The 26789-nt window shown below is 67.6% G+C and carries 31 protein-coding genes and 1 pseudogene; 9 read left to right on the forward strand and 23 right to left on the reverse strand.

From position 1 onward, the window contains the following. Positions 1-162 precede the first annotated feature (162 nt). The 5 genes from HDA44_RS18365 to HDA44_RS18385 form a co-directional block, all read right to left on the reverse strand. Positions 163-642, reverse strand: coding sequence for a hypothetical protein (locus tag HDA44_RS18365; protein ID WP_184836024.1), 480 nt, complete (start codon positions 640-642; stop codon positions 163-165). Positions 643-858: 216 nt separating this feature from the next. Continuing rightward, positions 859-1311, reverse strand: coding sequence for a hypothetical protein (locus HDA44_RS18370; protein ID WP_184836026.1), 453 nt, complete (start codon positions 1309-1311; stop codon positions 859-861). Beyond that, positions 1308-1787 (reverse strand): scabin-related ADP-ribosyltransferase, encoded by a 480-nt coding sequence (locus tag HDA44_RS18375; RefSeq protein WP_184836028.1) that lies wholly within the window; start codon positions 1785-1787, stop codon positions 1308-1310. Before HDA44_RS18375 ends, HDA44_RS18370 begins: the two co-directional genes overlap by 4 nt. A 265-nt stretch (positions 1788-2052) precedes the next feature. Further along, positions 2053-2460, reverse strand: coding sequence for a hypothetical protein (locus tag HDA44_RS18380; protein ID WP_184836030.1), 408 nt, complete (start codon positions 2458-2460; stop codon positions 2053-2055). A gap of 213 nt (positions 2461-2673) precedes the next feature. Next, positions 2674-2859 (reverse strand): hypothetical protein, encoded by a 186-nt coding sequence (locus HDA44_RS18385; RefSeq protein ID WP_184836032.1) that lies wholly within the window; start codon positions 2857-2859, stop codon positions 2674-2676. 83 nt (positions 2860-2942) lie between these two features. Between HDA44_RS18385 and HDA44_RS18390 the strand changes: the two genes are divergently transcribed. Further along, a complete protein-coding gene (locus HDA44_RS18390; RefSeq protein ID WP_184836034.1) occupies positions 2943-3356 on the forward strand; it encodes an SRPBCC family protein in 414 nt (137 codons plus the stop codon). 76 nt (positions 3357-3432) lie between these two features. Beyond that, positions 3433-3981: a TetR/AcrR family transcriptional regulator gene (locus tag HDA44_RS18395; RefSeq protein ID WP_184836036.1), complete on the forward strand. Its 549-nt coding sequence runs from the start codon at positions 3433-3435 to the stop codon at positions 3979-3981. 29 nt (positions 3982-4010) lie between these two features. Here HDA44_RS18395 and HDA44_RS18400 read toward each other — a convergent pair whose 3' ends face one another. Continuing rightward, a complete protein-coding gene (locus HDA44_RS18400; protein WP_184836038.1) occupies positions 4011-5183 on the reverse strand; it encodes a serpin family protein in 1173 nt (390 codons plus the stop codon). Positions 5184-5390: 207 nt separating this feature from the next. Here HDA44_RS18400 and HDA44_RS18405 point away from each other — a divergent pair, with 207 nt between their 5' ends. Both HDA44_RS18405 and HDA44_RS18410 read left to right on the forward strand, forming a co-directional pair. Next, the gene (locus tag HDA44_RS18405) at positions 5391-6374 is read left to right on the forward strand and encodes a permease (protein WP_184836040.1); all 984 of its coding nucleotides are present in this window, start codon (positions 5391-5393) and stop codon (positions 6372-6374) included. Then, positions 6371-7066, forward strand: coding sequence for a TIGR03943 family putative permease subunit (locus HDA44_RS18410; RefSeq protein ID WP_337906106.1), 696 nt, complete (start codon positions 6371-6373; stop codon positions 7064-7066). The genes HDA44_RS18405 and HDA44_RS18410 overlap by 4 nt, the downstream gene beginning before the upstream one ends. Here the strand turns inward: HDA44_RS18410 and HDA44_RS18415 are convergent. After that, positions 7029-7925, reverse strand: coding sequence for an EamA family transporter (locus HDA44_RS18415; RefSeq protein ID WP_184836045.1), 897 nt, complete (start codon positions 7923-7925; stop codon positions 7029-7031). The genes HDA44_RS18410 and HDA44_RS18415 overlap by 38 nt on opposite strands. A 73-nt stretch (positions 7926-7998) precedes the next feature. Here HDA44_RS18415 and HDA44_RS18420 point away from each other — a divergent pair, with 73 nt between their 5' ends. After that, positions 7999-8907: a LysR family transcriptional regulator gene (locus HDA44_RS18420; protein ID WP_184836047.1), complete on the forward strand. Its 909-nt coding sequence runs from the start codon at positions 7999-8001 to the stop codon at positions 8905-8907. A gap of 93 nt (positions 8908-9000) precedes the next feature. Then, positions 9001-10887 carry a cellulase family glycosylhydrolase gene (locus HDA44_RS36725; RefSeq protein WP_202887423.1) on the forward strand — a complete coding sequence of 629 codons (1887 nt, stop codon included), beginning with the start codon at positions 9001-9003 and terminating at the stop codon, positions 10885-10887. Between the two features lie 24 nt (positions 10888-10911). Here the strand turns inward: HDA44_RS36725 and HDA44_RS18430 are convergent, their stop codons facing one another. Continuing rightward, the gene (locus tag HDA44_RS18430) at positions 10912-11817 is read right to left on the reverse strand and encodes a helix-turn-helix transcriptional regulator (RefSeq protein ID WP_184836049.1); all 906 of its coding nucleotides are present in this window, start codon (positions 11815-11817) and stop codon (positions 10912-10914) included. Between the two features lie 101 nt (positions 11818-11918). Between HDA44_RS18430 and HDA44_RS18435 the strand changes: the two genes are divergently transcribed. Next, a complete protein-coding gene (locus HDA44_RS18435; protein WP_184836051.1) occupies positions 11919-13352 on the forward strand; it encodes an MFS transporter in 1434 nt (477 codons plus the stop codon). On the opposite strand, the gene HDA44_RS18440 is transcribed toward HDA44_RS18435, so the two are convergent. From HDA44_RS18440 to HDA44_RS18450, 3 genes are read right to left on the reverse strand one after another with little or no spacing between them, the layout of a single operon-like run. Next, a complete protein-coding gene (locus HDA44_RS18440; RefSeq protein ID WP_184836053.1) occupies positions 13341-14135 on the reverse strand; it encodes a pentapeptide repeat-containing protein in 795 nt (264 codons plus the stop codon). The two genes, HDA44_RS18435 and HDA44_RS18440, sit on opposite strands and share 12 nt — an antisense overlap. Then, on the reverse strand, positions 14119-15240 hold the full coding sequence (gene prfB / locus HDA44_RS18445) for a peptide chain release factor 2 (RefSeq protein ID WP_184836055.1): 1122 nt from the start codon (positions 15238-15240) through the stop codon (positions 14119-14121). Before prfB ends, HDA44_RS18440 begins: the two co-directional genes overlap by 17 nt. 16 nt (positions 15241-15256) lie before the next feature. Then, complete coding sequence (locus HDA44_RS18450; protein WP_184836057.1) at positions 15257-15868, reverse strand: TetR/AcrR family transcriptional regulator; 612 nt, start codon at positions 15866-15868, stop codon at positions 15257-15259. A 69-nt stretch (positions 15869-15937) separates the two neighbouring features. On the opposite strand from HDA44_RS18450, the gene HDA44_RS18455 reads away from it, so the two are divergent. Continuing rightward, positions 15938-16738 (forward strand): SDR family oxidoreductase, encoded by an 801-nt coding sequence (locus tag HDA44_RS18455; RefSeq protein ID WP_184836059.1) that lies wholly within the window; start codon positions 15938-15940, stop codon positions 16736-16738. On the opposite strand, the gene HDA44_RS18460 is transcribed toward HDA44_RS18455, so the two are convergent. From HDA44_RS18460 to HDA44_RS18500, 11 genes and pseudogenes are all read right to left on the reverse strand, one after another. After that, complete coding sequence (locus tag HDA44_RS18460) at positions 16735-17133, reverse strand: Tad domain-containing protein (RefSeq protein ID WP_184836061.1); 399 nt, start codon at positions 17131-17133, stop codon at positions 16735-16737. The two genes, HDA44_RS18455 and HDA44_RS18460, sit on opposite strands and share 4 nt — an antisense overlap. Positions 17134-17210: 77 nt before the next feature. Beyond that, positions 17211-17660, reverse strand: coding sequence for a hypothetical protein (locus tag HDA44_RS18465; protein WP_184836063.1), 450 nt, complete (start codon positions 17658-17660; stop codon positions 17211-17213). Beyond that, entirely contained in the window at positions 17657-18067 is a 411-nt protein-coding gene (locus HDA44_RS18470; RefSeq protein ID WP_184836065.1) for a TadE family protein, read from the reverse strand. The genes HDA44_RS18465 and HDA44_RS18470 overlap by 4 nt, the downstream gene beginning before the upstream one ends. Next, entirely contained in the window at positions 18067-18264 is a 198-nt protein-coding gene (locus tag HDA44_RS18475) for a hypothetical protein (RefSeq protein WP_184836067.1), read from the reverse strand. The genes HDA44_RS18470 and HDA44_RS18475 overlap by 1 nt, the downstream gene beginning before the upstream one ends. A 14-nt stretch (positions 18265-18278) precedes the next feature. Beyond that, on the reverse strand, positions 18279-19217 hold the full coding sequence (locus HDA44_RS18480; protein WP_184836069.1) for a type II secretion system F family protein: 939 nt from the start codon (positions 19215-19217) through the stop codon (positions 18279-18281). Further along, entirely contained in the window at positions 19214-20074 is an 861-nt protein-coding gene (locus HDA44_RS18485; RefSeq protein ID WP_184836071.1) for a type II secretion system F family protein, read from the reverse strand. Before HDA44_RS18485 ends, HDA44_RS18480 begins: the two co-directional genes overlap by 4 nt. Then, on the reverse strand, positions 20074-21351 hold the full coding sequence (locus HDA44_RS18490) for a TadA family conjugal transfer-associated ATPase (RefSeq protein WP_184836073.1): 1278 nt from the start codon (positions 21349-21351) through the stop codon (positions 20074-20076). Before HDA44_RS18490 ends, HDA44_RS18485 begins: the two co-directional genes overlap by 1 nt. Before the next feature lie 316 nt (positions 21352-21667). Continuing rightward, complete coding sequence (locus HDA44_RS18495; RefSeq protein WP_337906823.1) at positions 21668-22570, reverse strand: IS3 family transposase; 903 nt, start codon at positions 22568-22570, stop codon at positions 21668-21670. Then, complete coding sequence (locus tag HDA44_RS37325) at positions 22537-22878, reverse strand: helix-turn-helix domain-containing protein (protein WP_238352485.1); 342 nt, start codon at positions 22876-22878, stop codon at positions 22537-22539. The genes HDA44_RS18495 and HDA44_RS37325 overlap by 34 nt, the downstream gene beginning before the upstream one ends. A 30-nt stretch (positions 22879-22908) precedes the next feature. Next, positions 22909-23106: pseudogene (locus HDA44_RS38920) on the reverse strand (helix-turn-helix domain-containing protein); the annotation flags it as partial. Between the two features lie 27 nt (positions 23107-23133). Continuing rightward, positions 23134-23877: a GntR family transcriptional regulator gene (locus tag HDA44_RS18500; RefSeq protein ID WP_184836075.1), complete on the reverse strand. Its 744-nt coding sequence runs from the start codon at positions 23875-23877 to the stop codon at positions 23134-23136. 316 nt (positions 23878-24193) lie between these two features. Here HDA44_RS18500 and HDA44_RS18505 point away from each other — a divergent pair, with 316 nt between their 5' ends. Further along, positions 24194-25195, forward strand: coding sequence for a Gfo/Idh/MocA family protein (locus tag HDA44_RS18505; protein WP_184836077.1), 1002 nt, complete (start codon positions 24194-24196; stop codon positions 25193-25195). A gap of 51 nt (positions 25196-25246) precedes the next feature. Here HDA44_RS18505 and HDA44_RS18510 read toward each other — a convergent pair whose 3' ends face one another. Continuing rightward, positions 25247-26749 (reverse strand): CoA-acylating methylmalonate-semialdehyde dehydrogenase, encoded by a 1503-nt coding sequence (locus HDA44_RS18510; protein WP_337906111.1) that lies wholly within the window; start codon positions 26747-26749, stop codon positions 25247-25249. Positions 26750-26789: the final 40 nt, after the last annotated feature.

Raw genomic sequence — 26789 nt, forward strand, 5'->3', positions numbered from 1 at the left:
AGCACTCATCCTCCATCCGCACCCCGGAAGGAGTCAACGGACAGAATCCACGGTGAGGCTCAGGCTTCTCAACGTCAGCGCAAGGCCGTAGTTCAGTACGAGCGTGTCGACGCCTCCCTCGACGAACGTCGCACCGGCCTGGTCCGACCAGGGCCCGAGTGACTAGGCCGGCCGCAGGACAACTCCCCGAGGTATCCCTGCCGCGATCCGCTCGTACTCCGCCGGGGTCAACTGCAGCCACGCGTCGTCTTCCTGGGCTACCGTTCCGAGCACCACCGACCCATCCGACCGCAAGAAGTGCAAATCTTCAGGCAGCCTTGGGTTCACCCAGTCATACAGGCTCGAGGCCGAGGACACCAACACCTCCAGCGAGTCGGAGTCGAGCCGGAACAAGAACCTTTCGACGGTTGTCCGGCCGACGATCTGAGATCCTGGCCAGGCCTGCGTGTCCATGGCTTCGATCAGGTGCCCGCCGAGCCGTTCAAGCACTTTCCGGGCCGACTCGTGCAGGGCCGCGAACGGAACCTGAACAATCAACCCGAAGTCGGCCGCAACCGGCGACAGCACCCGCAGCAGCTCGCCATAATCGTCACCGCTCACCGGCGCAGCGATGTTGTACGTCGTCAACTCAATCAAGGCCACACCAGTCAGCTCCCCTGCCGCGGCTCGTCCAACCGCAGCATCGTCCCCCGGTCTTCCCAACGGCCGCCCGGCACCATCCGTCAGCTGGACCTGGCCCCGAATTCCGCGGTGTAATCCGCACCCTCGGCAACGAAGCTCTCCACAATCTCCGAAAAGAAGCCTTCACCAACCGAAATCAAAAACGCACCCTTCATCCCAGCTCCAGGTCCGCAAGGCTCAACCGACGGGGTCACCGGGAAGCAGGGCCCGCCACCAGCGCGTGCCGAGGTACCGGTCGTACCGGGCTTCTTGTTGTTCGACTGTCCCCGTTGTGTTCGGTGGCGCGTAATCGAACATCCAGGCTCTGTGCTGAACACCCAGGAGAGTACGACGGGTCAAAAGATAGACCTCGTCGTTGTTCCGGTCGCGGGCCTTCCGCATGATCGCGTCGATCCTTGCGCCGGCGCAGCACAGCCGGTAGCCAAGCGGTTCGATCTGACGGCGGAGATCCAAGAACGTGTTCCACAGACCCTGCACGGCCTCGGTCCAGGCCGACCCGTCCGGAGCAGCGAGGACCAGCGTCCATTGCGACTCCTGATCCGCCCGACGGTCCAGCGACCAGGTCGTCTCGACGCCGTCGGTGCAGACGACGACCGGGTTCACGACGTGATACTCGTCCTGCTCGCTCATCCACCACCACCGAAACCTGGATTCTTGACAGCCGGCCCATCCCATTCTCCCCACTTGGTCGGCCGCGCGGACTTAACGTAACTGCCGGGGATGCTGCCTTTGAAACTGATCTCCTTCTCGCCGCGGAGAAACCGCGGAAACCGTGGGGTGACACGGCGCGGATCGATGCCATTACCGGGGTCGGCAATCTCGTAGACCCAGCCACGGCGGCTGTTCGGATCCGTCGCAGAGAAGTCTTTAGCGATCCTTTCGGATCTCGACGTCGACACCCAGTTGCCGTCACCCTTGCCGAACACGTAGTCCCGATAGCCGGCCTCGCCGCCTTTGGCCACGAAGCCCTCTGGCGTGAACAGCTTGCCGGGTCCACGGGTATCGCCTCGGAAGAGGGTGCGGGTGGTGGACGCGGCTCCGCTCGTGGACTTCCCGAGCAGGGCCTTGCCGACACTCGAAGCCGCCGCGCCGGCGCCGATGCCCATCGCGCTGCCGGCGGCGCCGGTTGCGGCGCCGGCGGCGATCAGGCAGCCGATGCCGACGGTGGCGCCACAGAAGGCGGCTACGCCGACTACGGCGACGGTGATGGCGACGGCTTGGCCGATTTCGGAAGCGTGGCCCTTGGCCCAGTCGTGGGCCTCGTCGACCTTGTCCTTGACGTCGTTGACGCGTTTCTTGACCCAGCCGCCGACGCCGCCCTTCTTCTTCTCCTTGTGGTGGCCGCCGTTGTCGTTGTTGGTGCCGCCGCCGTCATCGCCGCGGTCCGCAACGAGGCCTTGAAGATCTTCTGGTTGGTGAACGCCCTGGTGTCGAACATGAAGAACGACCGGACGATCCGGCGCGGGTACCGCCGAACTGCATCAGCGACCGTTTCGCCTTCCCCGAAGGGCCTTCGCCGACGGCGGCCGCGACGCTCGCCTTGGCCTTGCTGCTCGCCCCGGCCGAGTCCCACATCAGTGCCTCACCGACGGTCAGCACCTGCCGCCCGGATCGGTCGACGTACGCGGGCCGGCCGGGTTGCGTGGTACGCAGCTCCAGGTTCCGCGTGGTCACCGGGAAGTTCACGCTGCGCAGCGCCGGGTTCGCGGCCGCCTCGCGGGTCTTGACGACCAGGTTGTAGCTGAAGCCGTCCTTGGTGGCCGCCAGCACCAGGTCCACGCCGGGTAGGACAGCGGCGTACGTCGCCGTGCTGCCCGTGATCGCCGGAGCCGCGAGTGGCCAGGGCGATCGCAGTTCGTGACAGAGTTGGGGCGCGAGGCTGGCGCCAGGGGTGAAGATGTGCTGCCGCGGGGTCGGCGGCTCGGACCGGCCGCGCCTTCGCCTGCGCGGCGACGAGGTCAGCGGCGGGTCAGCGCGGACGTCAGCGGTGGGTCAGAGGACTGCGATCGCGGCGATGACGGCGATCAGGATCACGACGGCGCCGATGACGGCGAGGATGCGGCCGTTGAGTTTGGGTTCGGACTTGGCCTCGGTCTGTGCCTCGTTGACGAAGGCGCGGAACATCTGGGTGTTCGCGCCCGGGTCCTGCTCGTTCTCCACGTTGTTCTGGTCAGCCATGGCCCAAGACCTTACCTGCCGTGGGTATCCGCGAGCCGACCGCCCGCCGAAGCCGTACCAACTGCTGATGTACCATTTGGTACATGCGCTTCGATCACTCCACCACGATCCAGGCCTCGCCCGAGCGGGTCTGGGAGATCTTCAGCAACGTCGAGCGGTGGCCCGACTGGACCCCGACGGTCGAGTCCGTCGAGCGGCTGGACGCGGGCCGGCTGCACCTCGGCGCCAAGACCCGGCTCCGGCAGCCCAAGCTCCCGGTCGCGGTCTGGGAGGTGACCAAGTTCGAGGACGGGCAGTACTTCGAGTGGGTCTCCAAGGCCCCGGGTGTCACCACCACGGGCGGCCACCGGGTGATCAGTACGCCGGACGGCACGGTCGCGACCGCCACCCTGATCCAGGAGGGCCCGCTCAGCTGGCTGGTCGGCCGGCTGTACGCCAAACTCACGATGAGCTACATCACCACGGAGACCGAGAGGCTGAAGGAGGCATGCGAGTGAAGGAGCGGAGCGAGTTCGCTCCGAGAACACAGCGTGACCGCGGCTCAGCCGCGGCCGGAGCGAAGCGAGGACGTGGTTGAGTCGCGAGAGTCTGCTGGCTGAGGCAGTTGGGCATTTCACGGCGAACGGGGTCGGGGACGCGAGTCTGCGGAGTATCGCGTCGTCGATCGGTACCAGTCATCGAATGCTGATCTACCACTTCGGCTCCCGCGAGGGTCTGCTCGCCGAAGTGGTACGGACGGTCGAGCAGCAGCAACGCGACCTGCTGGCCGACGTGCTGGCGACAGATCTCCCGATCGCCGAGCAGAGCGAACGATTCTGGCGCCGGGTGAGCGAGTCCGCCCTCGTGTACGGGCCGTTGTTCTTCGAGTTGAGCGCCCACGCGATGCAGGACCTCCCGTACACGGAGCCGCTCAAGGCCGACCTGATCAACGTCTGGCTGCCGCCGCTGATCGACCTGTGCATCCGCGCCGGCATCCCGGCCGACGCCGCGCCCGCGTACGCGCGCCTGGGCCTGGCCGCGTCGCGCGGACTGCTCTTCGACCTGCTGCTGACCGGGGATCAGGCGGGTGTCGACGAGGCATCCGCGCTGCTCACCCGGCTGTTCACGCTCCCGGTCAGGTAGGCGTCTTACGCCCCCGGTTCGGTAGGCGTCTATGCTCCCGGTTCGGTCGGCCGCTCGATCCAGCCGGCCACGATCGGCAACCGCGACTCGCGCAGTACGGCGGCGAACGCGAACGGCCGATCGAGCGTCACCTCGAGCCGGCGCTGCTTCCGGCTGACCATCGCGGCGCGGGTCATCGCCATCGCCGTCACCGCCGCGGCTTCGAACCCAGTCGCGAAAAACCGGGCGAGCACCTTCTGCTTCGCCTGCCCGAGCCGCAGCGCGGTCGGGCTGAGGGCGCTGAAGTGCCCGCGCTCGCCGGGGTTCGACGTCACCGCGTTCAGCCCGAACAGCTCCCGCGACGCGAGCAGATCGTGCTCGGCCTCGACACTGAACGACGGCAGCGACAACTTCACCTCCGGTCGCGAGCTGGTCGTCTGCCCGATCCGCACGCCGGGCGCGACCTCCGCACCTACGTCACCCTGCTCGATCAACGCCGCACCGGAGACTCCGTTGCCCGGTTGCGCCAAGGCGTCGAGCAAGCCGGTGAGTACGTCGGCCCGGGCGGTCTCCGGTTGCCCGATTCCGAGCAGTACGTCGACGTCGGCATCGCCCGCGACCGTGGCAACCGTGAGGTTGGCGGATGCGTGTTCGATGCTCGCGAGTTCCGGCGTGGTTCGTTCCAGCCAGTGCCATGAACCGGCCCACGGGCCGTCGGGGACACGGCGGATCTGCTCGGCGAATTCGTGCATCCAGGTCGTACGCAGCAGCAGCGCCGACGCCAGTACCAGCTGGATGTTCTGATCGAGCTCCAGCGGCAGTTCGCGGATCAGATCATCGGTGTGCTCGGCGGCCCAGGCGTCGAGCTTCGGCTTGTCCACCACCGGGTTTCCGGTGAGCACGCCGACCAGCGGCGCGGGCATCACGCTGTCGAACGTCTCGGCCAGCTTGAGGTTCTCGTTCACCCAGACGCCCAGCGCTGCCTGCAGATCGGCGGACGCCTCGATCGACTCGATCAGGCGGACCGCATCCGTCGCGGCGGTGGTGGGGTCGACGCCGGCCGCGGCGGAAAGCTCCGAGCGGCCCGGCTCGTCCGCGCCGGTCGCCAGCAGGGCGAGCAACGGCCAGAGCCCGAGCCCGGACACCACGCTGCTGCCCGCGGGCAGGCTCCGAACCCAGCGGGAGGTCAGGTCGTTGACTGCGCGCACCACGTCGGCGTCCATACCCCCAGCCTGCCACGATCCGGACCCTCGCCCCGCCCCAAACCGGTTTGGGGAGCCCAACAGCCCGTTCCGGGTAGGCAGGCCGCCCCAAACCGGTTTGGGGCGGGTGGAGCGTCGCTCCCCGAACCGGTTTGGGGTGGGTGGTGGAGTCGGCGGCGGGTTGACGCTGATTTTCATTTCCACGCGGTTTCTGCCAGCATTCCGGCCATGACGACGGCGAAGCAGGAGACCTCGTCCGGGTCTTCGATCGCGTTCACCACCACGCTGGTACTGCTGGTCGGCCTGGCCTTGTTCGGGCGCCGGCTCTTCACCGGCTGGTTCAGCGCGGACGGCGTACGCACCTGGGCGACGATGTTCGTCGGCGTCACCGTCCAGGCGATGCCGTTCCTGGTGCTCGGCGTACTCCTCTCGGCCGCGCTGACCGCGTTCGTACCAGCCTCGTTCTTCGCCAAGGCACTCCCGAAGCACCCGGCGCTCGCGGTACCGGTGGCGAGCGCGTCCGGTGTCGTACTGCCTGGGTGCGAATGCGCGTCCGTACCGGTCTCGGCCGCCTTGATGAACCGTGGCGTGACACCGGCCGCGGCGATCGCGTTCCTGCTGTCCGCGCCGGCGATCAACCCGGTCGTGCTGGCTTCGACCGCGGTCGCCTTCCCCGGCCAGCCGAAGGTCGTGGTCGCGCGGGCCGTGACCTCGCTCGGGGTGTCGATGGTGCTGGGCTGGCTGTGGTTGCTGACCGGCAAGGGCAGTTCGTGGCTGAAGCTGCCGAAGAATCGGCACGCGCACGACGCCGGCCGGCTGGAGACGTTCCGGTCCGCGATGCTGCACGACTTCCTGCACGCGGGCGGCTTCCTCGTCGTCGGCGCGGCGGCCGCGGCCACGCTGAACGTGGTCGTCCCGCGGACTTGGCTCGACCACGTCGCCGGAAGCCTCCTGCTGTCCGTACTGATCCTCGGGCTGCTCGCCGTTCTGCTCGCGATCTGCTCCGAGGCGGACGCGTTCGTGGCGGCGAGCCTGACGCAGTTCTCACTGACCGCGCGGCTCGCGTTCATGGTGGTCGGGCCGATCGTGGACGTGAAGCTGATCGCCTTGCAGACCGGGACGTTCGGGCCGAAGTTCGCGATCCGGTTCGCGCCCGCGACCTTCGCGATCGCCTTGCTGGCAAGCCTTCTGGTCGGATGGTGGTTGCTGTGAAGCGGAACGTCGCCGGGCTGGTGATCGTGTTCGTCGGGGCCGCGCTGCTGCAGCTCGCGATCTCCGGGACCTACCTGCGGTACGTGAAACCCGGCATGCGCTGGATGCTGATCGCGGCCGGGATCGTCCTGATCGCGCTCGCGGTGATCGACGTTCTTTCCGAGACTCGCAGGGCCGGGACCGGTCATCACGGCCTGCCCCGCGCTGCTTGGCTGCTACTGATACCGGTGTTCGCCTTGCTGGTCGTCGATCCGCCCGCGCTCGGCGCCGACGCCGCGCAAAGGCAGTCCCCGGTCGCGGCGAAGCCAGTCAAACCTGTTGAGCCAAAGTCCAATTCGTCCTGGCTGGGCGAGGCCTCGTACGCGCCGACGCCGCTGACCGTCCGCGACTACGCGGTCTGGGCGGTGTGGGAGAAGCAGCGCATGCAGGGCCGATCGTTCCAGCTCACCGGCTTCGTCACGCCGGCGAAGAACGGCGTCTGGTACGTGACCCGCATCGGCCTGACCTGTTGCGTCGCGGACGGTACGGCGTTCATGGTCGAGGCCCGCGGCCAGGCCGCGCCGCCGAAGAACCAATGGGTGACGGTCACCGGCAAGTGGGCCGAGCCGAGCAAGCGCGCCGACGGTGATGTCGCCGCTCTCACCGTCGAGACCGTCACACCGGTTGCCGCACCCGTGAATCCGTACGAGTGACCACCCGCGGCCGCCGGATGATCGTGCACGCCATCCCGCCGATCACCAGCACCGACGCGATCGCCTGCTGCGGACCGACCGCCTCGCCGCGCAGTACCCAGGCCGCCGACATCCCGACGACCGGTACGAGCAGGGAGAACGGCGCGACGGTGCTGGCGTCGTACTGGCGCAGCAGATAGCCCCAGATCCCGAAGCCGAACAGCGTTGCCGCGAAGGCCAGGAAAGCGATCGCGCCGACACCGCTCAGGTCGATCCCGCGCAGCGCGTCCAGGTCGGCGCGCGGCCCTTCCGTGATCAGCGACAGAATCAGCAGCGGTACGACGGCGACCGCGCTCACCCACACCATGAACCGCAGCGTGTCCGACGGCTTCGCGTACCGGGTGATCGTGTTCGACACGCCCCAGCACGCGCCGGCCACGATCACCAGCAGGAGCGCACCGAGCGGCGCGGACAGTTTCCGGTCCAGCACGATCAGCACGATCCCCACGCACGCGATCACGATGCCGAGGAGTTGCACCGGTCGCGGGCGTTCGCGCAGTACGACGATCGCGAAGAGCACCGTGAAGATCACCTGGCATTGCAGGACGAGCGACGCCAGCCCGGCCGGTACGCCGTGGTCCATCGCGATGAAGAGCAGGCCGAACTTCGCCACGCCGAGCGCCAGCCCGACGCCGACGACGTACCGCCAGGGCACTCGTGGTTTGCCGAGCAAGAAGATGGCCGGTACGGCGGCGAAGAAGAAGCGCAAAGCCGACAGCAGCAACGGCGGCACGCCCTCCAGGCCGACCTCGATGACGACGAAGTTGATGCCCCAGACGGTTACGGCGGCGAGCGCGAGGAGCAGGTCACGAGGCTTCATACGGACCAGTGTCGACGGGCGTACACTTAAGGACCAGCACCGATTACTATCGCTATCAATGTAGGAGTGCTACATGATCGATCTCGGCCGGCTGCGCGCACTGCACGCGGTCGCACAGTACGGTTCGGTCAACCGCGCGGCCGAAGTGCTCGGGTACACGCCGTCCGCGGTGTCGCAGCAGCTGACCAAACTGGAGCGCGAGACGCGGACCACGCTGATCGAGCGGCAGGGACGCGGGATCGTGCTCACCGACGCGGCGACCCAGCTGGCGGCGACCGCGGCGCGGATTCTGGAGCTGGTCGAGGACGCCGAGCTGACCCTGGAAGAGCAGCGTGGACAGGCGATCGGGACGCTCCGGATCGCGGCGTTCCCGACCGCGGCGCGGGGTTTGTTGCCGTCGGCACTGACGCGGCTGATCGACGACCACGAAGGGCTGGACGTACGGGTGACCGAGACCGATCCGTTCGAAGCCGTTGCCGCGGTCAACCGTGGTGAGACCGACATCGCGATCGTGCATGACTGGCAGAACACGCCGCTCGGCCTGCCGGAGGGCCTGTCCCGGGTGAAGGTCGGGGTCGATCCGGCCGACGTACTGGTACCGGCCTCGCATCGGCTGGCCGGCAAGGAGTTCGTACGCGCGGAGGACCTGGTCGGCGAGCGCTGGATCTGCCAGCCGGTCGGCTCGATCTGTCACGAATGGCTGATCCGGACGATGCGCCGGGCCGGCGTCGAGCCCGACGTGCGGTACTCGGTCGCCGAGTACCAGACCCAGCTGGCAATGCTGGCGCGCGGGATCGGCATCGGCCTGCTCCCCCGGCTCGGGCGCGGCCCGGTCCCGGATGGCGTCGTTGCCCTGCCGTTGCAGCCCGCCCCGAGCCGCCGGTTGTATGCGGTCTGGCGGACCACCACCTCGCGCCGCCCGGCGATCGCGGTCACGCTCGCGACGCTGAAGGCCGCTTGGCCGGACCGCGACACCGCGTGAATGGTTGACAACCCTCCGCGATGAGCACTAGGTTCGCCGGAACTATTAGGAAACCTTCCTAATGATTCTCCCTCGACGCCCCGGAGGAAGAACATGTTCCGTACTCTCGTCGCCGGCGCCCTGCTGGCTGCTTCGACCTTGCTCCCCAGCACCGCCCACGCCGCCCCCACCCCCGCCGTCGACACCCCGGTTGGACGCAACGGTCAGTTGCATGTCTGCGGTACCAAGCTCTGCAACGAACGCAACGAACCGGTGCAGCTCCGCGGCATGAGCACGCACGGCCTGCAGTGGTACGCCAACTGCGTGAAAACCGCCTCCCTCGACGCGCTGGCCAACGACTGGAAGGCCGACATCCTCCGGATCTCCATGTACGTGCAGGAGGGCGGTTACGAAACCGACCCGCGCAAGTACACCGATCTGGTCAACACGTACATCGAGGAAGCCACCAAGCGCGGTTTGTACGCACTGGTCGACTGGCATCAGCTCGACCCGGGTGATCCGAACCAGAACCTCCGGCTGGCGAAGACGTTCTTCACCGAGATCGCCCAGCGGCACAAGGACAAGAAGAACATCATCTACGACATCGCGAACGAGCCGAACGGCGTCAGCTGGGCCGGCATCAAGTCGTACGCGGAGCAGCTGGTGCCGGTGATCCGGGCCAAGGATCCCGACGGCGTGATCTTCGTCGGGACGCACGGCTGGGCCTCGCTGGGCGTCTCCGACGGCCGGACCGAGGCCGATATTGTCAACAATCCGGTGAACGCGACGAACCTGATGTACACGTTCCACTTCTACGCCGCGTCGCACAAACAGGAGTACTTCGACGCACTGTCCCGCGCGGCCGCGAAGCTCCCGTTGTTCGTCACCGAGTTCGGCACCCAGACGTACACCGGTGACGGCGGCAACGACTTCACCTGGTCGCAGAAGTACCTGGACTTCCTGAACAGCAAGCAGATCGGCTGGACGAACTGGAACTTCTCCGACGACTTCCGCTCCGGCGCGGTCTTCAAGGAAGGCACGTGCGCCGGCAACGACTTCAGCGGTACGTCGGTGCTGAAGCCGGCCGGGGTGTGGATTCGCGACAAGCTGCGCAACCGAACCCTCGCCGCGGCCGACGTGAGCACCTCGGCCGAACTGAAGGCCGCGCTGGCCAACGCGAAACCCGGTGACACCATCAAGCTTGCCGACGGCACCTATACCGGGAACTTCAAGACCACGGTGAAAGGTACGGCCTCGGCACCGATCACGCTGACCGGGTCTGCGGGCGCCGTGCTGAAAGCGAGCGGCGGGTACGGCCTGCACCTGAACGGCGCGTCCTACTGGAACGTCCGCGGAATCACCGTGACCGGCGGCCAGAAAGGCATCATGATCGACAGCGCCACGCACGTCACGATCGACGGCGTCACCGTGCACGGCCTCGACATGGAAGGCGTGCACTTCCGCAACAGCAGCACGTACGGCGTGATCAGGAACTCGCGCGTCTACGACACCGGCAACGACGGCCGCGGCATGGGCGAAGGCGTGTACGTCGGCAGCGCCGGCGGTACCTCGGACAAGTCCGACCACGTGCAGATCGTCGGCAACACGATCGGACCGGACGTCGGCGGCGAGGCGATCGATCTGAAGGAAGGCACCACCGGCGGACTCGTCTCCGGGAACAGCTTCGACGGCCGCGGCCTCACCGGCGCGCACTTCGACGACAGCTGGGTCGATGTCAAGGGCAACAATTACCTGATCGAGAACAACACCGGCAAGAACACCACGAACAACGGGTACGAGACGCACACCCAGCAGTCCGGCTGGGGTTGCGGGACGGTGTTCCGCGGCAACAAGTCCGACCTGACCGGCGCCACCGGCAGCGGGCGGTACGCGTTCAACATCACCAACTACAACGCGTCCAGCTGCAAGGTCACCATCGACCGCGGCAACACGATCACCGGCGGCAAGGCGCTGACCAATCCAGGCATCCCAGTCAGCTGACCGGCACTCCAACTCCCCGGCTACTCAGCTGACCGGCACTCCGACTCCTCGGCTGCTCAGCTCGGCGGCCGGGGACCGGCCCGGCTGACCCGCCCCGGCAGCCGGGCCGGCAAGAACGCGTAGCTTCGCCTCGGTCTCCTCGTCGGCAGCCGTGTAGACGGTCGCACGCAGCTGACCGAGCTGGGACAGCCACAGATTCACCGGCTCGATCCGCAGTACGCCGCCGGTCGCGCTCGCCAGCAGTTTGATCCGGGTACTCGGCGCGCCCACCTCGTACCGCTCCCAGAGCTCCGCGAACAGCGGTGAACCAGCGAGCAGCCGCTCGACCAGATCCTGCCAAGCAGGCTCACCGACGTGATCGGCCATCGCGGCCCGGAAGCCCGCGACCATGTGCACCTTCATCGACTCAGACTCGACGAAACTGCACCGCCACTCCCGCGAGACGAACGTCACCCAGAGCATGTTCCGTTCCTCGACCGGGATCTCCCGCAGATCGATCACCACGCGGCAGTACGCCTCGTTGAACGCGAGGATGTCGTACCGGGCGTTCAGCACCAGCGCCGGGTACGGCGTGACCGCGTCGAGCGTCTTCTGGACGGACGCCGGCAGCACCGCGCATTCACTACTGGCCGGACCGACCTGCACCCCGGCCAGCGTGAACAGGTGGTTCCGCTCCTGCCGGTCGAGTCGCAGCGTGTCAGCGACCGCTTCGAGCACCTGCGCCGACACGTTGATGTCCCGGCCCTGCTCCAGCCAGGTGTACCAAGTCACGCCGACTCCAGCCAGCAGGGCGACCTCCTCGCGGCGCAGACCGGGCGTACGCCGCCGGCCTCCCGGAGCGAACCCCACTTCGTCCGGCCGGATGCGCTCCCGGCGGCTGCGCAGGAACACCCCCAGCTCACGTCGCTGCTCGCCCCGGTCAGTCCTCATGACACCATCATGACGACTGACACAGCGTGGTTCCAGGTGGTGCCAATACCAGGATAAGCAGACTCTTAGTACCTGGCTGCCGGCGCGTGCAGGCTGGAGGCATGACAGACCAGCTCCAAGCCGCTGCCCGCCCGGGCGTGAAGGCCGCGCCGCTCGGCCCGGTAGCGCTGACCACGCTACTCTTCGGCGCGTTCCTGCCGATGCTCTCCTTCTTCATCCTCAACGTCGCGCTGCCCGCGATCGGCTCGGACCTGCACGCCAGCTCCGGTGAACTCCAGCTCGTCGTCGGCAGCTACGGCATCGCGAACGCCACCCTGCTGGTCGTCGGCGGCCGCCTCGGCGACGGACTCGGCCGCAAGCGGCTGTTCCTGATCGGTCTGACCGGGTTCACCATCATGTCGCTGATCTGCGCGATCGCGCCGACCATCGGCGTACTGCTGGCCGCTCGCGTCGTCCAGGGCGCTACCGCGGCAGCCATGACACCGCAGGTGCTGGCGTCCATCTCCGCACTGCTCACCGGCGAGCAGCGCGCCCGCGCGATGGCCATGTTCGGCGTCGCCGGCGGTGCGGCCTCGGCACTCGGTCAGATCCTCGGTGGCGTACTGGTGGAGGCCAACGTCTTCGACCTCGGCTGGCGAAGCGTGTTCCTGGTGAACGTCCCGATCGGCGTGCTGGCGATCGCTGCGGCGTTCCGGCTGCTGCCTGAGACCAAAGCGGACCGTGCACAGCGAGTGGATCTGGTTGGTGCCACGCTGCTCGCGCTGGCGTTGGTATTGCTGCTACTGCCACTAACAGAAGGCCGTCCGCTCGGCTGGCCGCTCTGGACGTGGATCTGCCTCGCGGCGACCATCCCAGCCGTCGCTGTTCTCGGACTGCACCAGCACCGGTCAGAGCGTTCCGGCCAGGACCCACTGATCCCACCGACCGTACTGCGGTTGCGCGCGATGCGGATCGGTCTACTGCTGGCCGTAGCGTTCTTCACCACGTTCGGTGGCTTCATGTTCGTGTTCGCACTTGCAACCCAAGGCGAAGCGCACATGTCGCCGTTGGAAGGCGGTCTGAGCCTGCTACCGATGGCTGTCGGCTTCCTGATCACCTCGGTCTACGGACCCAGGCTGCAAGCCCGGTACGGTGCTGGGCTCATCTTGCGCGGCTGGATCATCCAGGCCGTTGGCTACGCACTACTAGCCGTTGTTGCACTGACCCTTTGGCCGCACGTAGACCCGTGGCGTTTGGCCATCCCCATGCTGGTCGCTGGGTTCGGTGCCGGCCTGGTCATGGTCCCGCTGATCGGCGTAGTGCTCAGCCAAGTCCCACCAGCTCAGGCTGGTCTAGGCAGTGGCATCCTGCTCACCAGCCAGCAGACCTGCCTAGCTCTGGGCGCCGCAACCGTTGGCACTGCCTACCTGTCCCTGGCCGGCTCCTCCTGGGGCCAAGGCAAGGCACTGGCAGCGGTAGCGCTGACCATCACCGCCATCTCGCTGCTGATGACCCCCATCACCCACCAGCTCCGCTCCCGCCAGCTACCAGTGTGACGGGCGGGTCAGTGCGGTCGGGAGTTTGGTGGACTCGTCACCGCGAGCAGCGTTGACCTGTGACTGAGTGAGGAAAAGCGCGCCGGTCAGGTCAGCGCCGCGGACATCGGCGTCGCGCAGGTCGGCGCCGATCAGGTCGGCCTGGCGCAGGTTTGCTTCACGGAGATCGGCGGCTATCAAGTACGCCCCGCGCAGGTTCGCCTTGGCCAGATCGGCGCCGCGAAGGCGGGCTCCGATCAGATCAGCGCCGCGGCGATCCTTCTTCTTGGGCTGGTTGCCGCGAACCTTCTTGCTGATCGTCAGCAGCAGCTCGTTGACGACAGCACGCTCGGCCGCCACGTCCACAGTGCTCAGATCCGCCGTCCGGCTCACCGCCTCGACCCGGTCGATCGCGGGTTGCACATTCCGGTCGTACTCAAGGGCTTCGGTGAGGTACCAGAGCAGCTCGTGCAGCTGGCGGAGGACCGGCAGCGCGGCGAACATCGCCTGTCCCGGCTGGTCGCGCCAGCTCGTACCGGCTCGGCGGGAAAGCTCCTGGCCGGCGCCGAAGCAGTCGTACACCGTGCAGCCCTGGAAACCCTTGGTCCGCAGGTTCGCGTGGATCGAGCAGCGGAAGTCCGTGCTCAGGTTCGGGCACGGCTCGCCGGCCGGTTTGTCCAGCGCGAAGTCCGCCGACCTCGCGAACGTCAGCGCGACGCAGCACAGGCCGAAGCAGCTACCGCAGTCGGCGCTCAGCCTGCTCCGCGGATCCGTCCTGCCGCTGGGATCAGTTCTGCTCGGCAACCGTCTGGCCGGTCCGGCGCCAGCGGATGCCGGCCTCGATGAAGTCGTCGATCTCACCGTCGAAGACACCTGACGTGTTCCCCGACTCGTACTGCGTCCGCAGGTCCTTGACCATCTGGTACGGGTGCAGGACGTACGAGCGCATCTGATCGCCCCACGAGCCGGCCACGTCACCACGCAGCGCGTCCAGTTGGGCCCGCTCCTCCGCCTTCTTCAGCGCGAGCAGCTTCGCCTTCAGGATCACCATCGCGCTCGCCTTGTTCTGCAGCTGCGACTTCTCGTTCTGGCAGGAGACCACGGTGCCGGTCGGAAGGTGCGTGATCCGAACCGCCGAGTCGGTCGTGTTGACGCTCTGACCACCCGGACCGGACGAGCGGTACACGTCGATCCGCAGCTCTTCCTCGGGTACGTCGATCTCGTCGGTCTGCTCCAGCACCGGAACAACCTCGACGGCCGCGAACGACGTCTGCCGGCGACCCTGGTTGTCGAAGGGCGAGATCCGCACCAGGCGGTGCGTACCCGACTCGACACTCAGCGTTCCGTACGCGTACGGCGCCTTCACCCCGAAGGTGGTCGACTTGATCCCGGCCTCCTCGGCGTACGAGGTGTCGTACACCTCGGTCGGGTAGCCGTGCCGCTCGGCGTACCGCAGGTACATCCGCTGCAGCATCTCGGCGAAGTCCGCGGCGTCGACACCACCCGCGCCGGAACGGATCGTCACCAGCGCCTCGCGCTCGTCGTACTCACCGGACAGCAGCGTACGGACCTCGAGCGACTGGATCGCCTTCGCGACCGAGCTCAGCTCCTTCTCTGCCTCGGCCAGACTGTCCGCGTCGTTCTCCTCACGGCCCAGCTCGACCAGCACGGACAGGTCGTCGAGCCGGCCGCGCAGCCGGGTCACCCGCTCCACGTCGGCCTGCAGGCTGGACAGCCGCGACGTCACCTTCTGCGCGTTCGCCTGGTCGTCCCAGAGGTCGGGCGCGGCGACCTGCTCGCCGAGCGCTTCGATCTCCTTGCGCAACGCAGGGAGATCGAGCACCTTCTCGATCGAGGTCATCGTCGCGTCGAGCTGTTTCAGCTCCGCGTCAAAATCCAGTCCAGCCACAACTAAGCAGCTTAGCTCAGCCAAGTCCGCGACGGAGAACGGCAAAGACCTGGCGTACCGCCTGCTCCAGCTCCGCCTGCGCGGACGTGAGCTGTTCCGGTCCCGGATCGTCGGGCAGAACCTGCATCAAACGCTCTTCGAGCACCTTCTGCGCGGCCGCGTACAAGGCGGCGATCAGCCGGTTGCGCAGGTGATCGGGGTCGCGGTCGTCGAGGGCCACGGTGAGCGAGGTCTCCAGCTCGGCCGCGACCAGCCGCCGCCTGGCCAGCAACGCCGGGCTGTTGTCGATCGTGCGCATGAACTGCTTCCAGGTGACCAGATGCCCGACGTTGACGCGATCCCGGGTCTCGGCCAGGTAGGTCGACTCCAGCACATCGACCGGGTTCGCGTCCGCCGGCGCCGCCCGGATCGCCCGGGCCGGCCCCTGCCACCACTCCGACTCGTCGAAGAACAGGTCCTCCTTCGCCGGGAAGTGGTTGAACACCGTCTGCACGGCGACATCCGCCGCCCGCGCCACCTCGGCGACCGTCACGGCGTCGAACCCACGCTCCAGGAACAGCGTGGTGGCCACCGCCGAGATGGCCTGCCGCGTCTGCTGCTTCTTCCGTTCCCGCCGCCCGAGCTCCATTGCACGAGGGTAGGGCATCTGCTTTACTGATTCCATTATTGTAGTCACTACATTTTTGGAGCGCATCCAATGACTATCCTCGTCACCGGCGGCCGCGGCGCCATCGCCCGCGCCGTCACCGCCGGCCTGATCGACGCCGGCCAGGACGTCCGCGTCGCCAGCCGCGAGCCGTCCGCGCTGCCCTCCGCGGTCGCGTACGACCCCGCCGACCCGGCCGCCGCCCTGGACGGCATCAGCCAGGTCTTCCTGTACTCGAACCCGTCCTCGGCACCCGCTTTCGTCGCCGCGGCCGACGCCGCCGGGGTGAAGCAGGTAGTACTGCTCTCGTCGCTGTCATCCCTCGGCGGACCGGACGATCCCCACGCGAAGACCGAGCAGGTGATCACCACCGGCGCGTACGCCACCACGCGACTCCAGCCCGGCGCGTTCATGAGCAACGCCAAGTACTGGGCGCACCAGGTCCGCGCGACCGGCCAGATCCGCCTCCCGTACCTCGACGCCGAGGAAGCCCCCATCCACGAACAGGACATCGCCGACGCCGCCATCCGAGTCCTCCTCGACGGCCCCGGCAACACCCACGACGGCCGCGGCTATCCCATGACCGGCCCCGAGTCGATGACCCGCCGCCACCAGATCGCCCTCATCACCCAGATCACCGGCGTACCCGTCGAAGCCGTAGAACTCACCCCCGACCAGGCCCGAGCCGAAATGCCCATGCCCGACAAAGCCCAACGCGAAACCCTCCTCGCCTACTGGTCCGCCCAAGTAGGCAACCCCCAACCCATCGAACCCACCATCGAACTCCTCACCACCCACACCCCCCGCCCCTTCACCACCTGGCTAACCAACCACCCAGGCCTGTTCGGCTAACGGATCGGGACGGTGGCGGCGGCTTCGGAGGTGATGGTGGGGGTGGTTGGGCGGCCGGGGGGATTGAAGGGGAGGGGGGTGGTGGAGGTCAGGTGAACCTTGACGGTGGTGCCTTCTACGGTTACTGACCAGGTCAGGTTGTCGAAGGTGGTGGTGGCGGCGATCTGGTCGAGGTAGTCGGCGGTCAGGCGGGAGGCTTGGTCTGGGTCGATGGTGGCGTCGCGGCCGGGGCCGGGTTGGGCGGTTACGGTGGCCAGGCCGTTGGCGGCCGCGAGGACGGCGCCGTCGGCGGTGGCGTCGAGGTCGCGGCGGACCAGGAAGACCTTGGAGATGTCGGTTACCACGACGATCATCAGCAGGATGACGGCGGTGAAACCGATGATCAGGACAGTCATTTGACCGGATTCACCACGCGGGCGGGCGGAATGTACGCGGTGGTTGCGCGGGCTTGGTCGGTGGTGGGTGGGTGGGTTCATCCGTTGCCCTTGGGTTCGCGGTAGTTGCCGTAGGGCTCGGTGTGTTGGGCGGTGACGTGTACGGCGGGTGGCTCGCCGCCGAGGGCGTCGGGGATGAGGGGCAGGCGGACCTTGGTGTGCAGGGCGACGGTCACTGTGGAGCCGGGTTGCAGGCACGCGGGAGCGCAGGTGATCTTCAGGTCGTCGGTGTTCAGGTCCATGCCTTGATCGCGCATCGCGACGCGGGCGGCCGCGTACGCGCGTGCTCGCGCCTCGTCCTCCGACATGCCGTCCGGCACGATCACGAAAGCGCGGCCGGCGGCGCGGGTCGCGGCAGTCGCGCCGTACGACGCTCGCTGGACGTCGAACACGCCGAGCATCACGTACGCCAACGGAACCATCAGCAGAATCGCCAGCCAGGAGAACTCCACAACCGCGTTCCCACGCTCATCCCGGCGGCGGGTCACTCGCCGGTTTCCTTCACCGCGTGTCCTGCGACGGTGAACGAGATGCCGGGGCCCCACAGGCCGAGTGGTGGCAGGTGCGCGCGGACGGACACCTCGACGCCGGGCTGGCCGTCGAGATCGGTCTCCACCGCCGTCACCGAGTCGATCAGCTGATCACGCACCACGCCGCGGATCAGCTCGCGGGTACGCGTCTCGCCGTCGGCCGGTGCACGGTTCAGTACGGCCGCGTACGCCGCGCCCTCGGAGGCCGCGGCGGTCACCGTGTTCCGGATGTACAGGAACAGGCCGACCTGGAGAATCCCGAGAAACAACGGCACCACGAGCATCGCCACCAACACAAAGTCGACAACCGCCGCACCCCACTCACCACGCCGGCGCCTTCGCGCCCGCCTGTCGTGTGGTCGCATTACTTGTTGGCGACGGAGTCCAGGGCGTCCTGCAGCATGCGGGTGAGCTGGGGACCGGCGAGCGTCCAGATCGCGATGACCAGGCCGGCGGTCATCACGGTGATCAGCACCCAGCCGGGTACGTCGCCGCGCTCCGCCCGCGCGGGGCGTGGCCCAGCCAGCCTCGCCAGCAGCAATCTCGTCAGGTGTAGGGACATGACCTCTCCTCGATTCATCCGGCGATCATCCGGAATCCGACAGCGCCCGGGTAGAAGGCGAACGCGATCGTCACCGGCAGGATCAGGAAGATCACCGGGACCATCATGGCTACCTCGCGGCGCGCGCCGGATTCGATCAGCTCGCGCCGGCCTGCCTCACGGATGTCGCCGGCCTGCGCCCGCAGGACGTCGGCCAACGGGGTACCACGCTCGAGCGCAACCGCCAGCCCGTCCGCGAAGCGGGACAACGCCGGCAACCCCGTTCGGTCCGCGAGCGCGTCGAGCGCGCGGACCAGTGTCTCCCCCGCCCTGGTCTCCGCCAGGACACGTTTCAGCTCGTCGGCCAGCTCGCCCTGGCAGGACCGCGACACCCGATCGAGCGCGGCCGCCGGACCCTCACCGGCGGCGACCGACAACGCCAGCAGGTCCGCGACGGTCGGCAGCTCCGCGAGCAACCGGCGTTCGCGGCGCCGGACCTGCGCGGTGAGATAGGTGTCGCGGGCAAGCACTCCGAGGATGCCGGCGATCGCGCAGAACGCCAGCATGCCGACCGGGTTCCCGCGGCCCGAGGCGAACGCGACGATCGAGATCACCAGCCCGGCCGCGAACGCGAGTGTCCCCCACAGCAACTGCTCGATCCGGAATTCCTCGACGGTCCGCTCCAGCCCGGCGCGCTGCATCCGCCGCCGGATCGTGCCGGCGCCGCCGAGGATCCGCTCCAGCCGGCGCGCCGCCGACCGCAGCGATGGACCGAACAACCGCAGGATCGCGTAGAACGGCGACCGCGAGTCGACCACGTCGACGAAGACATCCGGCGCGCCGAGATCCCGCAGGTACGGCGAGACCCGTTCGTCCACTGTCGGTTTGCGCAGGAAAGGCAAGCGCAGTACGACGAGCAGCGCCCCGGCGCCGAGCAATGCGCCGAGGAAACTGCCCAGCAGCATCGGGTTCATCGCAGCACCCGCTCCGGCTCGGGTAGGCGGCCGATCCGGAGCATCAGCCGGTACGCGACTATGCAGACGGCTGCACCGGCACCGATGACCACCGCGCCGACCGGTGTGTTGTACCGCTTGATCACATCGCCTTGGAAGGACAACATCGCCAGTACGAGCCAGGGCGCCGCCACCGCGACCCGCGCTCCGTTGACCGACCAGGACTGCCGCGACTCGAGCTCGGATCTGGTCCGTGCCTCGTCGCGCAGGAACGTGGACAGCGAGCGCAGCAGCCGCCCGAGATCACCGCCGCCGACCTCACGCGCGATCCGCAGCGCCTCGACCACCCGATCACCAACTGGATCGGCCAGCCGTGCCTTCAACCGGTCCAGCGATTCGGCGAACCGTCCGGTCGACGCGTAGTCCGCGCCGAACCGCCGGAACGGCTCGCGCAACCGCGGCGGCCCGCGCTCACCCACTTGGGCCAGCGCTTCGGACAACGACAACCCCGCGCGTACCGCGGATGCGACGTTGTCCACCACATCCGGCCACAGCTCGCGGAACTCGGCCAACCGACGGCGCGCCCGGCTTCGTACCAGCGCGATCGGCATCCAACCGGCCATCAGCCCGAACACCACGCCGACCGGCAACGCGCCAGACACCAGGAACATCAGCAGAAACCCTGCGAGCCCGGTGACGATGCAGGCACCGATGAACGCGCCCGGCGTGAGCCCTTCGATCCCCGCTCTCGCGAGCAACGCCCGGCTCCGGCCACGCAGCCGGCCCTCCGCAGCGGCTTCGGCCTCCGACGGCGCCACGAATGCCGCGATGATCAGCAGCAGACCGACGCCGAAGACCAGCCCCAGCAGCATCCCCATCACGCCACCCCGCGCGGCAGCTCGGTCAGCAGACCGGCCACGTTGTACCCGGCTTGCTGGAAGCGTTCCGGATGCGGCAGATGCCCTTCGGCGCGGCGCAGATAGCCGTCGTGCGTCGCGAACAGCGTCTCGGTCTCGATCGCCTGCTCCTCCACCCGCCCGGTGACGGCGACGATCTCCCGCACCCGTCGATGCCCGTCGGCCGCGATGCCGAGGTGTACGACGATGTCGACGCAGCCGGCAACCGTCGGCAGTACGAACCGGGAACCGATGTTCGAGCCGGCCAGCAGCGGCAACGTACACATCTTGGTCAGCGCTTCGCGGGCCGAATTCGCATGGACAGTGCACATGCCAGGTAATCCACTGTTCAAAGCCAGCAGGAGATCAAGGCACTCCTCGCCGCGGACCTCGCCGACGATCACCCGGGACGGCCGCATCCGCAGAGATTCCTTGACCAGATCACGCAGCCGCACCTCGCCGGTGCCCTCGAGCCCGGCCTGGCGGGTCTGCATCGACACCCAGTCGGGGATCGGCAGCTTGATCTCGAAAACCTCTTCGCAGCTGATCACCCGCTCGCTGCCGGGGATCGACCCGGCCAGCGCGTTCAGCATCGTGGTCTTGCCTGCCTGCGTACCACCGGAGACCAGCACATTGAGGCCGACGGCAACGGATGCCTCCAGCACCGCGGCCGCGTGCGGTGTCAGCGATCCGAGCTGGACCAGGTCGCTCAACCGGGTCGCGCGGACGGTGAACTTCCTGATGTTGATCGCCGCGAAGCGATGGGTGATACCACCGAGCACGATGTGTACGCGGCTACCGTCCGGCAGGCGCGCGTCCGTGAACGGCTGCGAGACGTCGACCCGGCGGCCGGTGGTCTTCAGCATCCGCTCGACCAGGTCGCTGACCTCCTCTTCGGTCAATACCGTCGTGGTCAGCTCGTGCCTGCCCTCGCGCGCGATGAAGACGCGACTCGGCTCGTTGATCCAGATCTCCTCGACACCGGGATCGTCCAGATAACGCTGCAACGGGCCGAAGCCGGCCACCCGGTCGTGCACCTCGCGGCTGATCGCGGCCAGGTCACCGATCGGCGGCACCACGCCGGCCAGGCTGCGCTCGTCGTACTCCCGGACGACGGTCGCGACGATCGTGTTCACCGCACCGGGATCGCGGAGCGGGTCGATGCCTTCCCGGCGGACCACATCCCGCACCTGGGCGTCGATCAGCTCGATGGCACCGTCCCAGCCCGACTGGTACAGGTCGAGTCTGTCCGTCGTCATCGATCCCCCCCGTGTCCGTGCCGGCCGGCGACCATCCGGTCACCATGCGCGACCATCCTGTCAACCGTGGGACATCCCGCGCCACCCGCTTCCGCGGCTCTGTGGATAACCGAGCCAGAACGGGAAGTCACTCAGAGTATCCATCAGATTACGCACTGGTCCAGAAAATCGCAGCTTGTTGCGATCCCGCAACCCCAGAAGCAGGTGCTGTCAGGCGCATGCCCCCGCAACTGCAGGGTTGCCCCCTGGAAATTCGAGGGGGCAACCCTGTGGTTGTGAACTGGTCCCCGAAAGTTGGACTGGCTGGGTAGGGAGCCTATGCCGTGAGGGTCTGGGTGCGGTATTGCACTGGGCTCAGGCCCTTGAGTGTTGTTGAGGTGCGGTGGTTGTTGTACCAGTGGATGTAGTCGGCGAGTGCGGTGGTGAACGCGTCGGCGCTGGTGAAGGTGGTGTGGTGGAAGAGTTCTTCTTTGAGGTGTCCGAAGAAGTTCTCGATGATGGCGTTGTCGTAGCAGTTGGCTTTGCGGGACATCGACTGGGTCGCGCGGGCGGTGGTGAGTAGGGCCTGCCAGGAGTGGTGCTGGTATTGGAAGCCTTGGTCGGAGTGGACCAGCAGGCCGGGGCTGGGGCGCTGGGTGGTGAGTGCTTGTTGCAGGCTGGAGTTGGTGAGTTGCAGGTTAGGTGAGTCGCTGGTTGTGTAGGCGATGATCTGGCGGTCGAACAGGTCCATGACCGGCGACAGGTAGAGCTTGCGGCCGGCGATGGCGAACTCGGTCACATCGGTGACCCACTTGCGGTTCGGAGCGGTGGCGGTGAAGTCACGGGCCAGCAGGTTCGGTGCGGTCTTGCCAGTCGCGCCGGTCGTGCTGGTCTGGCCTTTGAACGAGTTGTAGCGGCGGCGGCGCCGGACCAGGCAGACCAGCCCGAGGCGCCGCATCAGCGCCAGGACGGTCTTCTTCGCGACCCGCCAGCCGGCGGTCACCAGTTCGCGGTGGACGCGACGATGCCCGTAACGGCCTTTGTTGTTCTCGAACACTTCCCGGATGGCGGTCTTCAGGGCGGCGCGTGGGTCCGGCGAGGCGAGGCGGGCCTGGTGGTAGAAGAACGTCGACCGGGCCAGACCAGCAACCTCCAGCAATACCTCGAGGCGGTGGTCAGCCTTGAGAGCGGTGACGGCCTGGGCCTTCAGCGTCGTTGCTGGGCTCTCAAGGCACGCAATTTTCCCAGGTAGGCGTTTTCGGCCCGCAGCCGCTCGTTCTCGCGACGCAACCGCTCCAACTCACTCACCTCACCCAATTCACCCGCAGACCGGCCACGATCACCACCACCGGCACCCGGTGGGCGGCCCGGACGTTTCGGGCGCAACCCGTCATCACCCTCGTCGCGGTACTTACGGGCCCAGTTCTCGATCAATTTCGGCGACGACAACTCGAACTCCCGCGCGAGCGCGACCTTCGTCTCGCCCGCGAGAAACCGCCGGACCACCTCGCGCTTGACCTCGAACGAGAAGACCCGTTTCCCCGGCATCGCCACCAACGCTCCCGTACCTCGAACACGCCACCGGTCGTACAACCGGTTCACCGCTGAAGCACTCCCACTCAGCCGCACCGCGACCGCCTGCCGGCCCCAGCCAGCCTCGAACAACGCTACCGCCTCACACCGCTGCTCCTCAGACAACGAACTACCACCACGCATACAACCACTCCCCAGAATCAGAACTGAATTTCTCAGTCCAACTTCTGGGGAGCAGTTCATTGCGGGGATACCCCATCAAGAAGAGGGTTAGCGGTGTACGAGGGTGTGCTCGAACGAGTAGCGGCTCGCGCGGTACAGATGCGAGCCGTACTCGACCGGCTGGCCGTGGTCGTCGTACGTGATGCGCGTCGTCGCGAGAAGCGGCGAACCGGGTTCCTCCGTCAGCAGCCGCGCTTGCTCAGGCGTAGCCGGGATAGCGGAGATCGTCTGATGCGCCACCTTCAGCCGGACTCCTTCGGCTCGTAGTAGCTGGTAGAGCCCGCGGTCGGCCAGTGTGGACGGGTCGGTCTCCAGGATCTCCGGTGGCAGCCAGTTGCGCATCAGCGCCAGCGGCTCGTCGTCAGCGCGCCGCAGCCGCTCCAGCCGTAGTACTCGATCGCCCTGTTCGCACTGGAGTGCGGCAGCGACCTCTCTGGTTGCTGGTGAGATACCGAAGCGCAGCACGTCGGTCTGTGGCTTGCGGTGCGCCGCGATCAGGTCGTCGTACAGACTGGTCAGCTCCAGCGAGCGGCGTACCTGTCCGGAGTTACCGACGACCTGAGTACCGACACCGCGCTTGCGGACCAGTAGTCCTTGGTCGACCAGCCGGGCGATCGCCTGGCGTACGGTCGGCCGGCTCAACCCGTACGCCTCGGCCAGATCGACTTCGTTGCTCAGTCGCGACCCGACCGGCAGATCACCGCCCTGGATGGCCGCTTCCAGCTGCTGTGCGAGCTGCACGTGCAACGGCGTACGGCTGTTCCGATCGACCTGGATCTGGACGGTACTCATGGGCACATCCTGAAGCCTGGACCGGCTGCCGTCGACCTTCGGCCCCGATTTGATCAGACCCGGAGGACCACCGGAGCCGGGCGGCGAGCACGTGAACGTTCGGTGAACCGGAGTCCGGATCACGGGCAGCCGGTGTCGGCACGCACTGCCCGTCAGGCAGGATGGCGCGTTCGCCGCCGGCGCCGGGAGCTACCCTTACCGGCGGAACCCGCCCCTTTCCGACCGCCTCTTGACGCCCTTTTGGACCCATTGCCGTACCGACCTGCCACACCGACCTGCCGTACCGCCCGTGCGGCCGACCATCGAAGGAGAAGGCATGGAACCGCTGCGGATCGGCATCCTCGGTGCCGCCCGGATCGCCGGCCGGGCCATCGCCGAGCCGGCTCGGCTGACCGGCGCCCGGCTGGTCGCGGTCGCTGCCCGTGACACCGGCCGGGCCGAGGCCTTCGCCGCCGAGCACGACGTCGAACGCGTGCACGCGACGTACCAGGACCTGCTCGACGATCCGGACATCGAAGCGATCTACAACCCGCTCGCCAACGGCTTGCACGGCCCGTGGAACCTGCGGGCACTTGCCGCCGGCAAGCATGTGCTGACCGAGAAACCGTCGGCCAGCAACGCCACCGAGGCCAGGCAGGTACGCGATGCGGTGCAGGCGTCCGGCCTGGTCTTCATGGAAGGCTTCCACTACGCGTACCACCCGGCGCTGCGGCGGCTCCAGGAGCTGATCGCGAAGGGTGAGCTCGGCGACCTGCAGCATGTCGAGGCGACGATGGTGATGCCACCACCCGCCGACGACGACCCGCGCTGGTCGCTGCCGCTCGCCGGTGGCGCGGTGATGGACGTCGGTTGTTACGCGCTGCACGCGCAGCGGATGTTCGCGGCGTACGCCGGTGGTGCTCCGTTCCTGGCCAGTGCGCGGGCCGGCGAGCGGAAGCGGCTGCCCGGTGTGGACGAATGGCTGAACGCCGACCTGCAGTTCCCGAGCGGGGCGACGGGTGCGGTCCGGACCAGCATGGCGGCGGAGAGCGTCGAGTTCAGCCTGAAGGTGATCGGTAGCCGGGGCGAGGCGTTCGCGCCGTTCTACGTACTGCCGCAGAACGACGACCGGGTGATCGTGACGACGAAGGAAGACACCTGGGTGGAGCATCTCGGCACCAGGACGTCGTACACGTACCAGCTGGACGCCTTCGCGGGAGCGGTACGCAATGGTGCTCCCGTACTGACCGACGCTGATGACGCGCTGGCGACGATGGAACTGATCGACGCGTGCTACACGGCCGCGGGTATGACGCCGCGGCCGGTGTCGACGATCTGAAGCTTCAACGCATGGCGGCCGGTATGTGTACCGGCCGCCATGCGCTTTTGATCAGTCGTGGGTGGGGAAGCCCAGGTTCAGACCGCCGTGGGACGGGTCGAGCCAGCGGGACGTGACCACCTTGCCGCGGGTGAAGAAGTGCACGCCTTCGGTGCCGTGCGCGTGCGTGTCGCCGAACAGCGAGTTCTTCCAGCCGCCGAACGAGTAGTACGCCATCGGCACCGGGATCGGGACGTTGATCCCGACCATCCCGACCTCCACCTCGTTCTGGAAGCGCCGGGCCGCGCCGCCGTCGTTGGTGAAGATCGCCGTGCCGTTGCCGTACGGGTTCGAGTTCACCAGCTCGAGCGCGGCGTCGTACGACGGCGTACGCAGCACCGAGAGCACCGGACCGAAGATCTCGTCGGTGTAGATCGACATCTCCGGCGTGACCTTGTCGAACAGGGTCGGACCGAGCCAGAACCCGTCGTCCCCGCCGTCGAAGTCGCCCGCGCGCCCGTCCACGACCAGGTCCGCGCCCGCGTCCACGCCGGCCGCTACGTACCCGGCGACCTTGTCCCGGTGCGCGCCGGTGACCAGCGGGCCCATGTCGCAGCCGCGGGTGCCGTCGCCGGTCTTCAGCCGGCCCATCCGCTCCTTGATCTTGCCGATCAGCTCGTCCGCGATCGGCTCGACCGCGACCAGCGCCGAGATCGCCATGCAGCGCTCACCGGCCGACCCGAAGCCGGCATTCACGGCCGCGTCGGCGGCCAGGTCGAGGTCCGCGTCCGGCAGTACGATCATGTGGTTCTTGGCGCCACCGAGCGCCTGCACCCGCTTGCCGTTGCGGGTCGCGGTCTCGTACACGTACTTCGCGATCGGCGTCGAGCCGACGAACGACACCGACTTGACGTCCGGGTGCTCGAGCAGCCGGTCGACCGACTCCTTGTCGCCGTGCACGACGTTCACCACGCCGTCCGGCAGGCCGGCCTCCTTCCACAGCTCGGCCATCGCGTTCGCCGCGGACGGGTCCTTCTCGGACGGCTTGATCACCACACTGTTGCCACAGGCAACCGCGATCGGGACGAACCACATCGGCACCATGGCCGGGAAGTTGAACGGTGAGATCACCGCGCTGACCCCGAGCGGCTGCCGGATCGAGTACACGTCGACCTTGGTCGAGACGCCCTCGCTGAAGCCACCCTTGAGCAGGTGCGGGATGCCGCAGGCGAACTCGATCACCTCGAGGCCGCGGGTCACCTCGCCGAGCGCGTCGGACAGCACCTTGCCGTGCTCGGCGGTGATCAGCGCGGCGATCCGCTCCTTGTCCCGGTTCACCAGCTCGCGGTACGCGAACAGGACCTGGGTGCGCTTGGTCAGCGACATCTGCCGCCACGCCTTGGACGCCTCGTGAGCGACCTTGACGACCTCGTCGACGGTCGCCGCCGACGCCAGGTCCAGCTCACCGGTGACCTGCCCGGTCGCCGGGTTGTAGACCTTGCTGGTCCGCTCGGCGACGCCGGTCCACGCACTCCCGCCGACGAGGTGGGTGATCCGCTTGATCTCAGTACTCACGATGCTTCCTCACTGCCGAGTTCTCTCATTTGTTGTCATC

The sequence above is a fragment of the Kribbella solani genome (assembly GCF_014205295.1).
GTDB classification, from domain to species: domain Bacteria; phylum Actinomycetota; class Actinomycetes; order Propionibacteriales; family Kribbellaceae; genus Kribbella; species Kribbella solani.

Excerpts from the sequence above, each read along its gene's own strand:
- HDA44_RS18500 (WP_184836075.1), bottom strand. The coding sequence starts at position 23,877 with ATGAGTACCGTCCAGATCCAGGTCGATCGGAACAGCCGTACGCCGTTG.
- HDA44_RS36725 (WP_202887423.1), top strand. The coding sequence starts at position 9,001 with ATGTTCCGTACTCTCGTCGCCGGCGCCCTGCTGGCTGCTTCGACCTTG.
- HDA44_RS18385 (WP_184836032.1), bottom strand. The coding sequence starts at position 2,859 with ATGGCTGACCAGAACAACGTGGAGAACGAGCAGGACCCGGGCGCGAAC.
- HDA44_RS37325 (WP_238352485.1), bottom strand. The coding sequence starts at position 22,878 with ATGCCGGGGAAACGGGTCTTCTCGTTCGAGGTCAAGCGCGAGGTGGTC.
- HDA44_RS18470 (WP_184836065.1), bottom strand. The coding sequence starts at position 18,067 with ATGCGACCACACGACAGGCGGGCGCGAAGGCGCCGGCGTGGTGAGTGG.
- HDA44_RS18485 (WP_184836071.1), bottom strand. The coding sequence starts at position 20,074 with ATGGGGATGCTGCTGGGGCTGGTCTTCGGCGTCGGTCTGCTGCTGATC.
- HDA44_RS18435 (WP_184836051.1), top strand. The coding sequence starts at position 11,919 with ATGACAGACCAGCTCCAAGCCGCTGCCCGCCCGGGCGTGAAGGCCGCG.
- HDA44_RS18505 (WP_184836077.1), top strand. The coding sequence starts at position 24,194 with ATGGAACCGCTGCGGATCGGCATCCTCGGTGCCGCCCGGATCGCCGGC.
- HDA44_RS18475 (WP_184836067.1), bottom strand. The coding sequence starts at position 18,264 with ATGTCCCTACACCTGACGAGATTGCTGCTGGCGAGGCTGGCTGGGCCA.
- HDA44_RS18415 (WP_184836045.1), bottom strand. The coding sequence starts at position 7,925 with ATGAAGCCTCGTGACCTGCTCCTCGCGCTCGCCGCCGTAACCGTCTGG.
- HDA44_RS18400 (WP_184836038.1), bottom strand. The coding sequence starts at position 5,183 with ATGGACGCCGACGTGGTGCGCGCAGTCAACGACCTGACCTCCCGCTGG.
- HDA44_RS18490 (WP_184836073.1), bottom strand. The coding sequence starts at position 21,351 with ATGACGACGGACAGACTCGACCTGTACCAGTCGGGCTGGGACGGTGCC.
- HDA44_RS18370 (WP_184836026.1), bottom strand. The coding sequence starts at position 1,311 with ATGAGCGAGCAGGACGAGTATCACGTCGTGAACCCGGTCGTCGTCTGC.
- HDA44_RS18450 (WP_184836057.1), bottom strand. The coding sequence starts at position 15,868 with ATGGAGCTCGGGCGGCGGGAACGGAAGAAGCAGCAGACGCGGCAGGCC.
- HDA44_RS18420 (WP_184836047.1), top strand. The coding sequence starts at position 7,999 with ATGATCGATCTCGGCCGGCTGCGCGCACTGCACGCGGTCGCACAGTAC.
- HDA44_RS18405 (WP_184836040.1), top strand. The coding sequence starts at position 5,391 with ATGACGACGGCGAAGCAGGAGACCTCGTCCGGGTCTTCGATCGCGTTC.
- HDA44_RS18480 (WP_184836069.1), bottom strand. The coding sequence starts at position 19,217 with ATGAACCCGATGCTGCTGGGCAGTTTCCTCGGCGCATTGCTCGGCGCC.
- HDA44_RS18430 (WP_184836049.1), bottom strand. The coding sequence starts at position 11,817 with ATGAGGACTGACCGGGGCGAGCAGCGACGTGAGCTGGGGGTGTTCCTG.
- HDA44_RS18455 (WP_184836059.1), top strand. The coding sequence starts at position 15,938 with ATGACTATCCTCGTCACCGGCGGCCGCGGCGCCATCGCCCGCGCCGTC.
- HDA44_RS18375 (WP_184836028.1), bottom strand. The coding sequence starts at position 1,787 with ATGGGCATCGGCGCCGGCGCGGCGGCTTCGAGTGTCGGCAAGGCCCTG.
- HDA44_RS18390 (WP_184836034.1), top strand. The coding sequence starts at position 2,943 with ATGCGCTTCGATCACTCCACCACGATCCAGGCCTCGCCCGAGCGGGTC.
- HDA44_RS18460 (WP_184836061.1), bottom strand. The coding sequence starts at position 17,133 with ATGACTGTCCTGATCATCGGTTTCACCGCCGTCATCCTGCTGATGATC.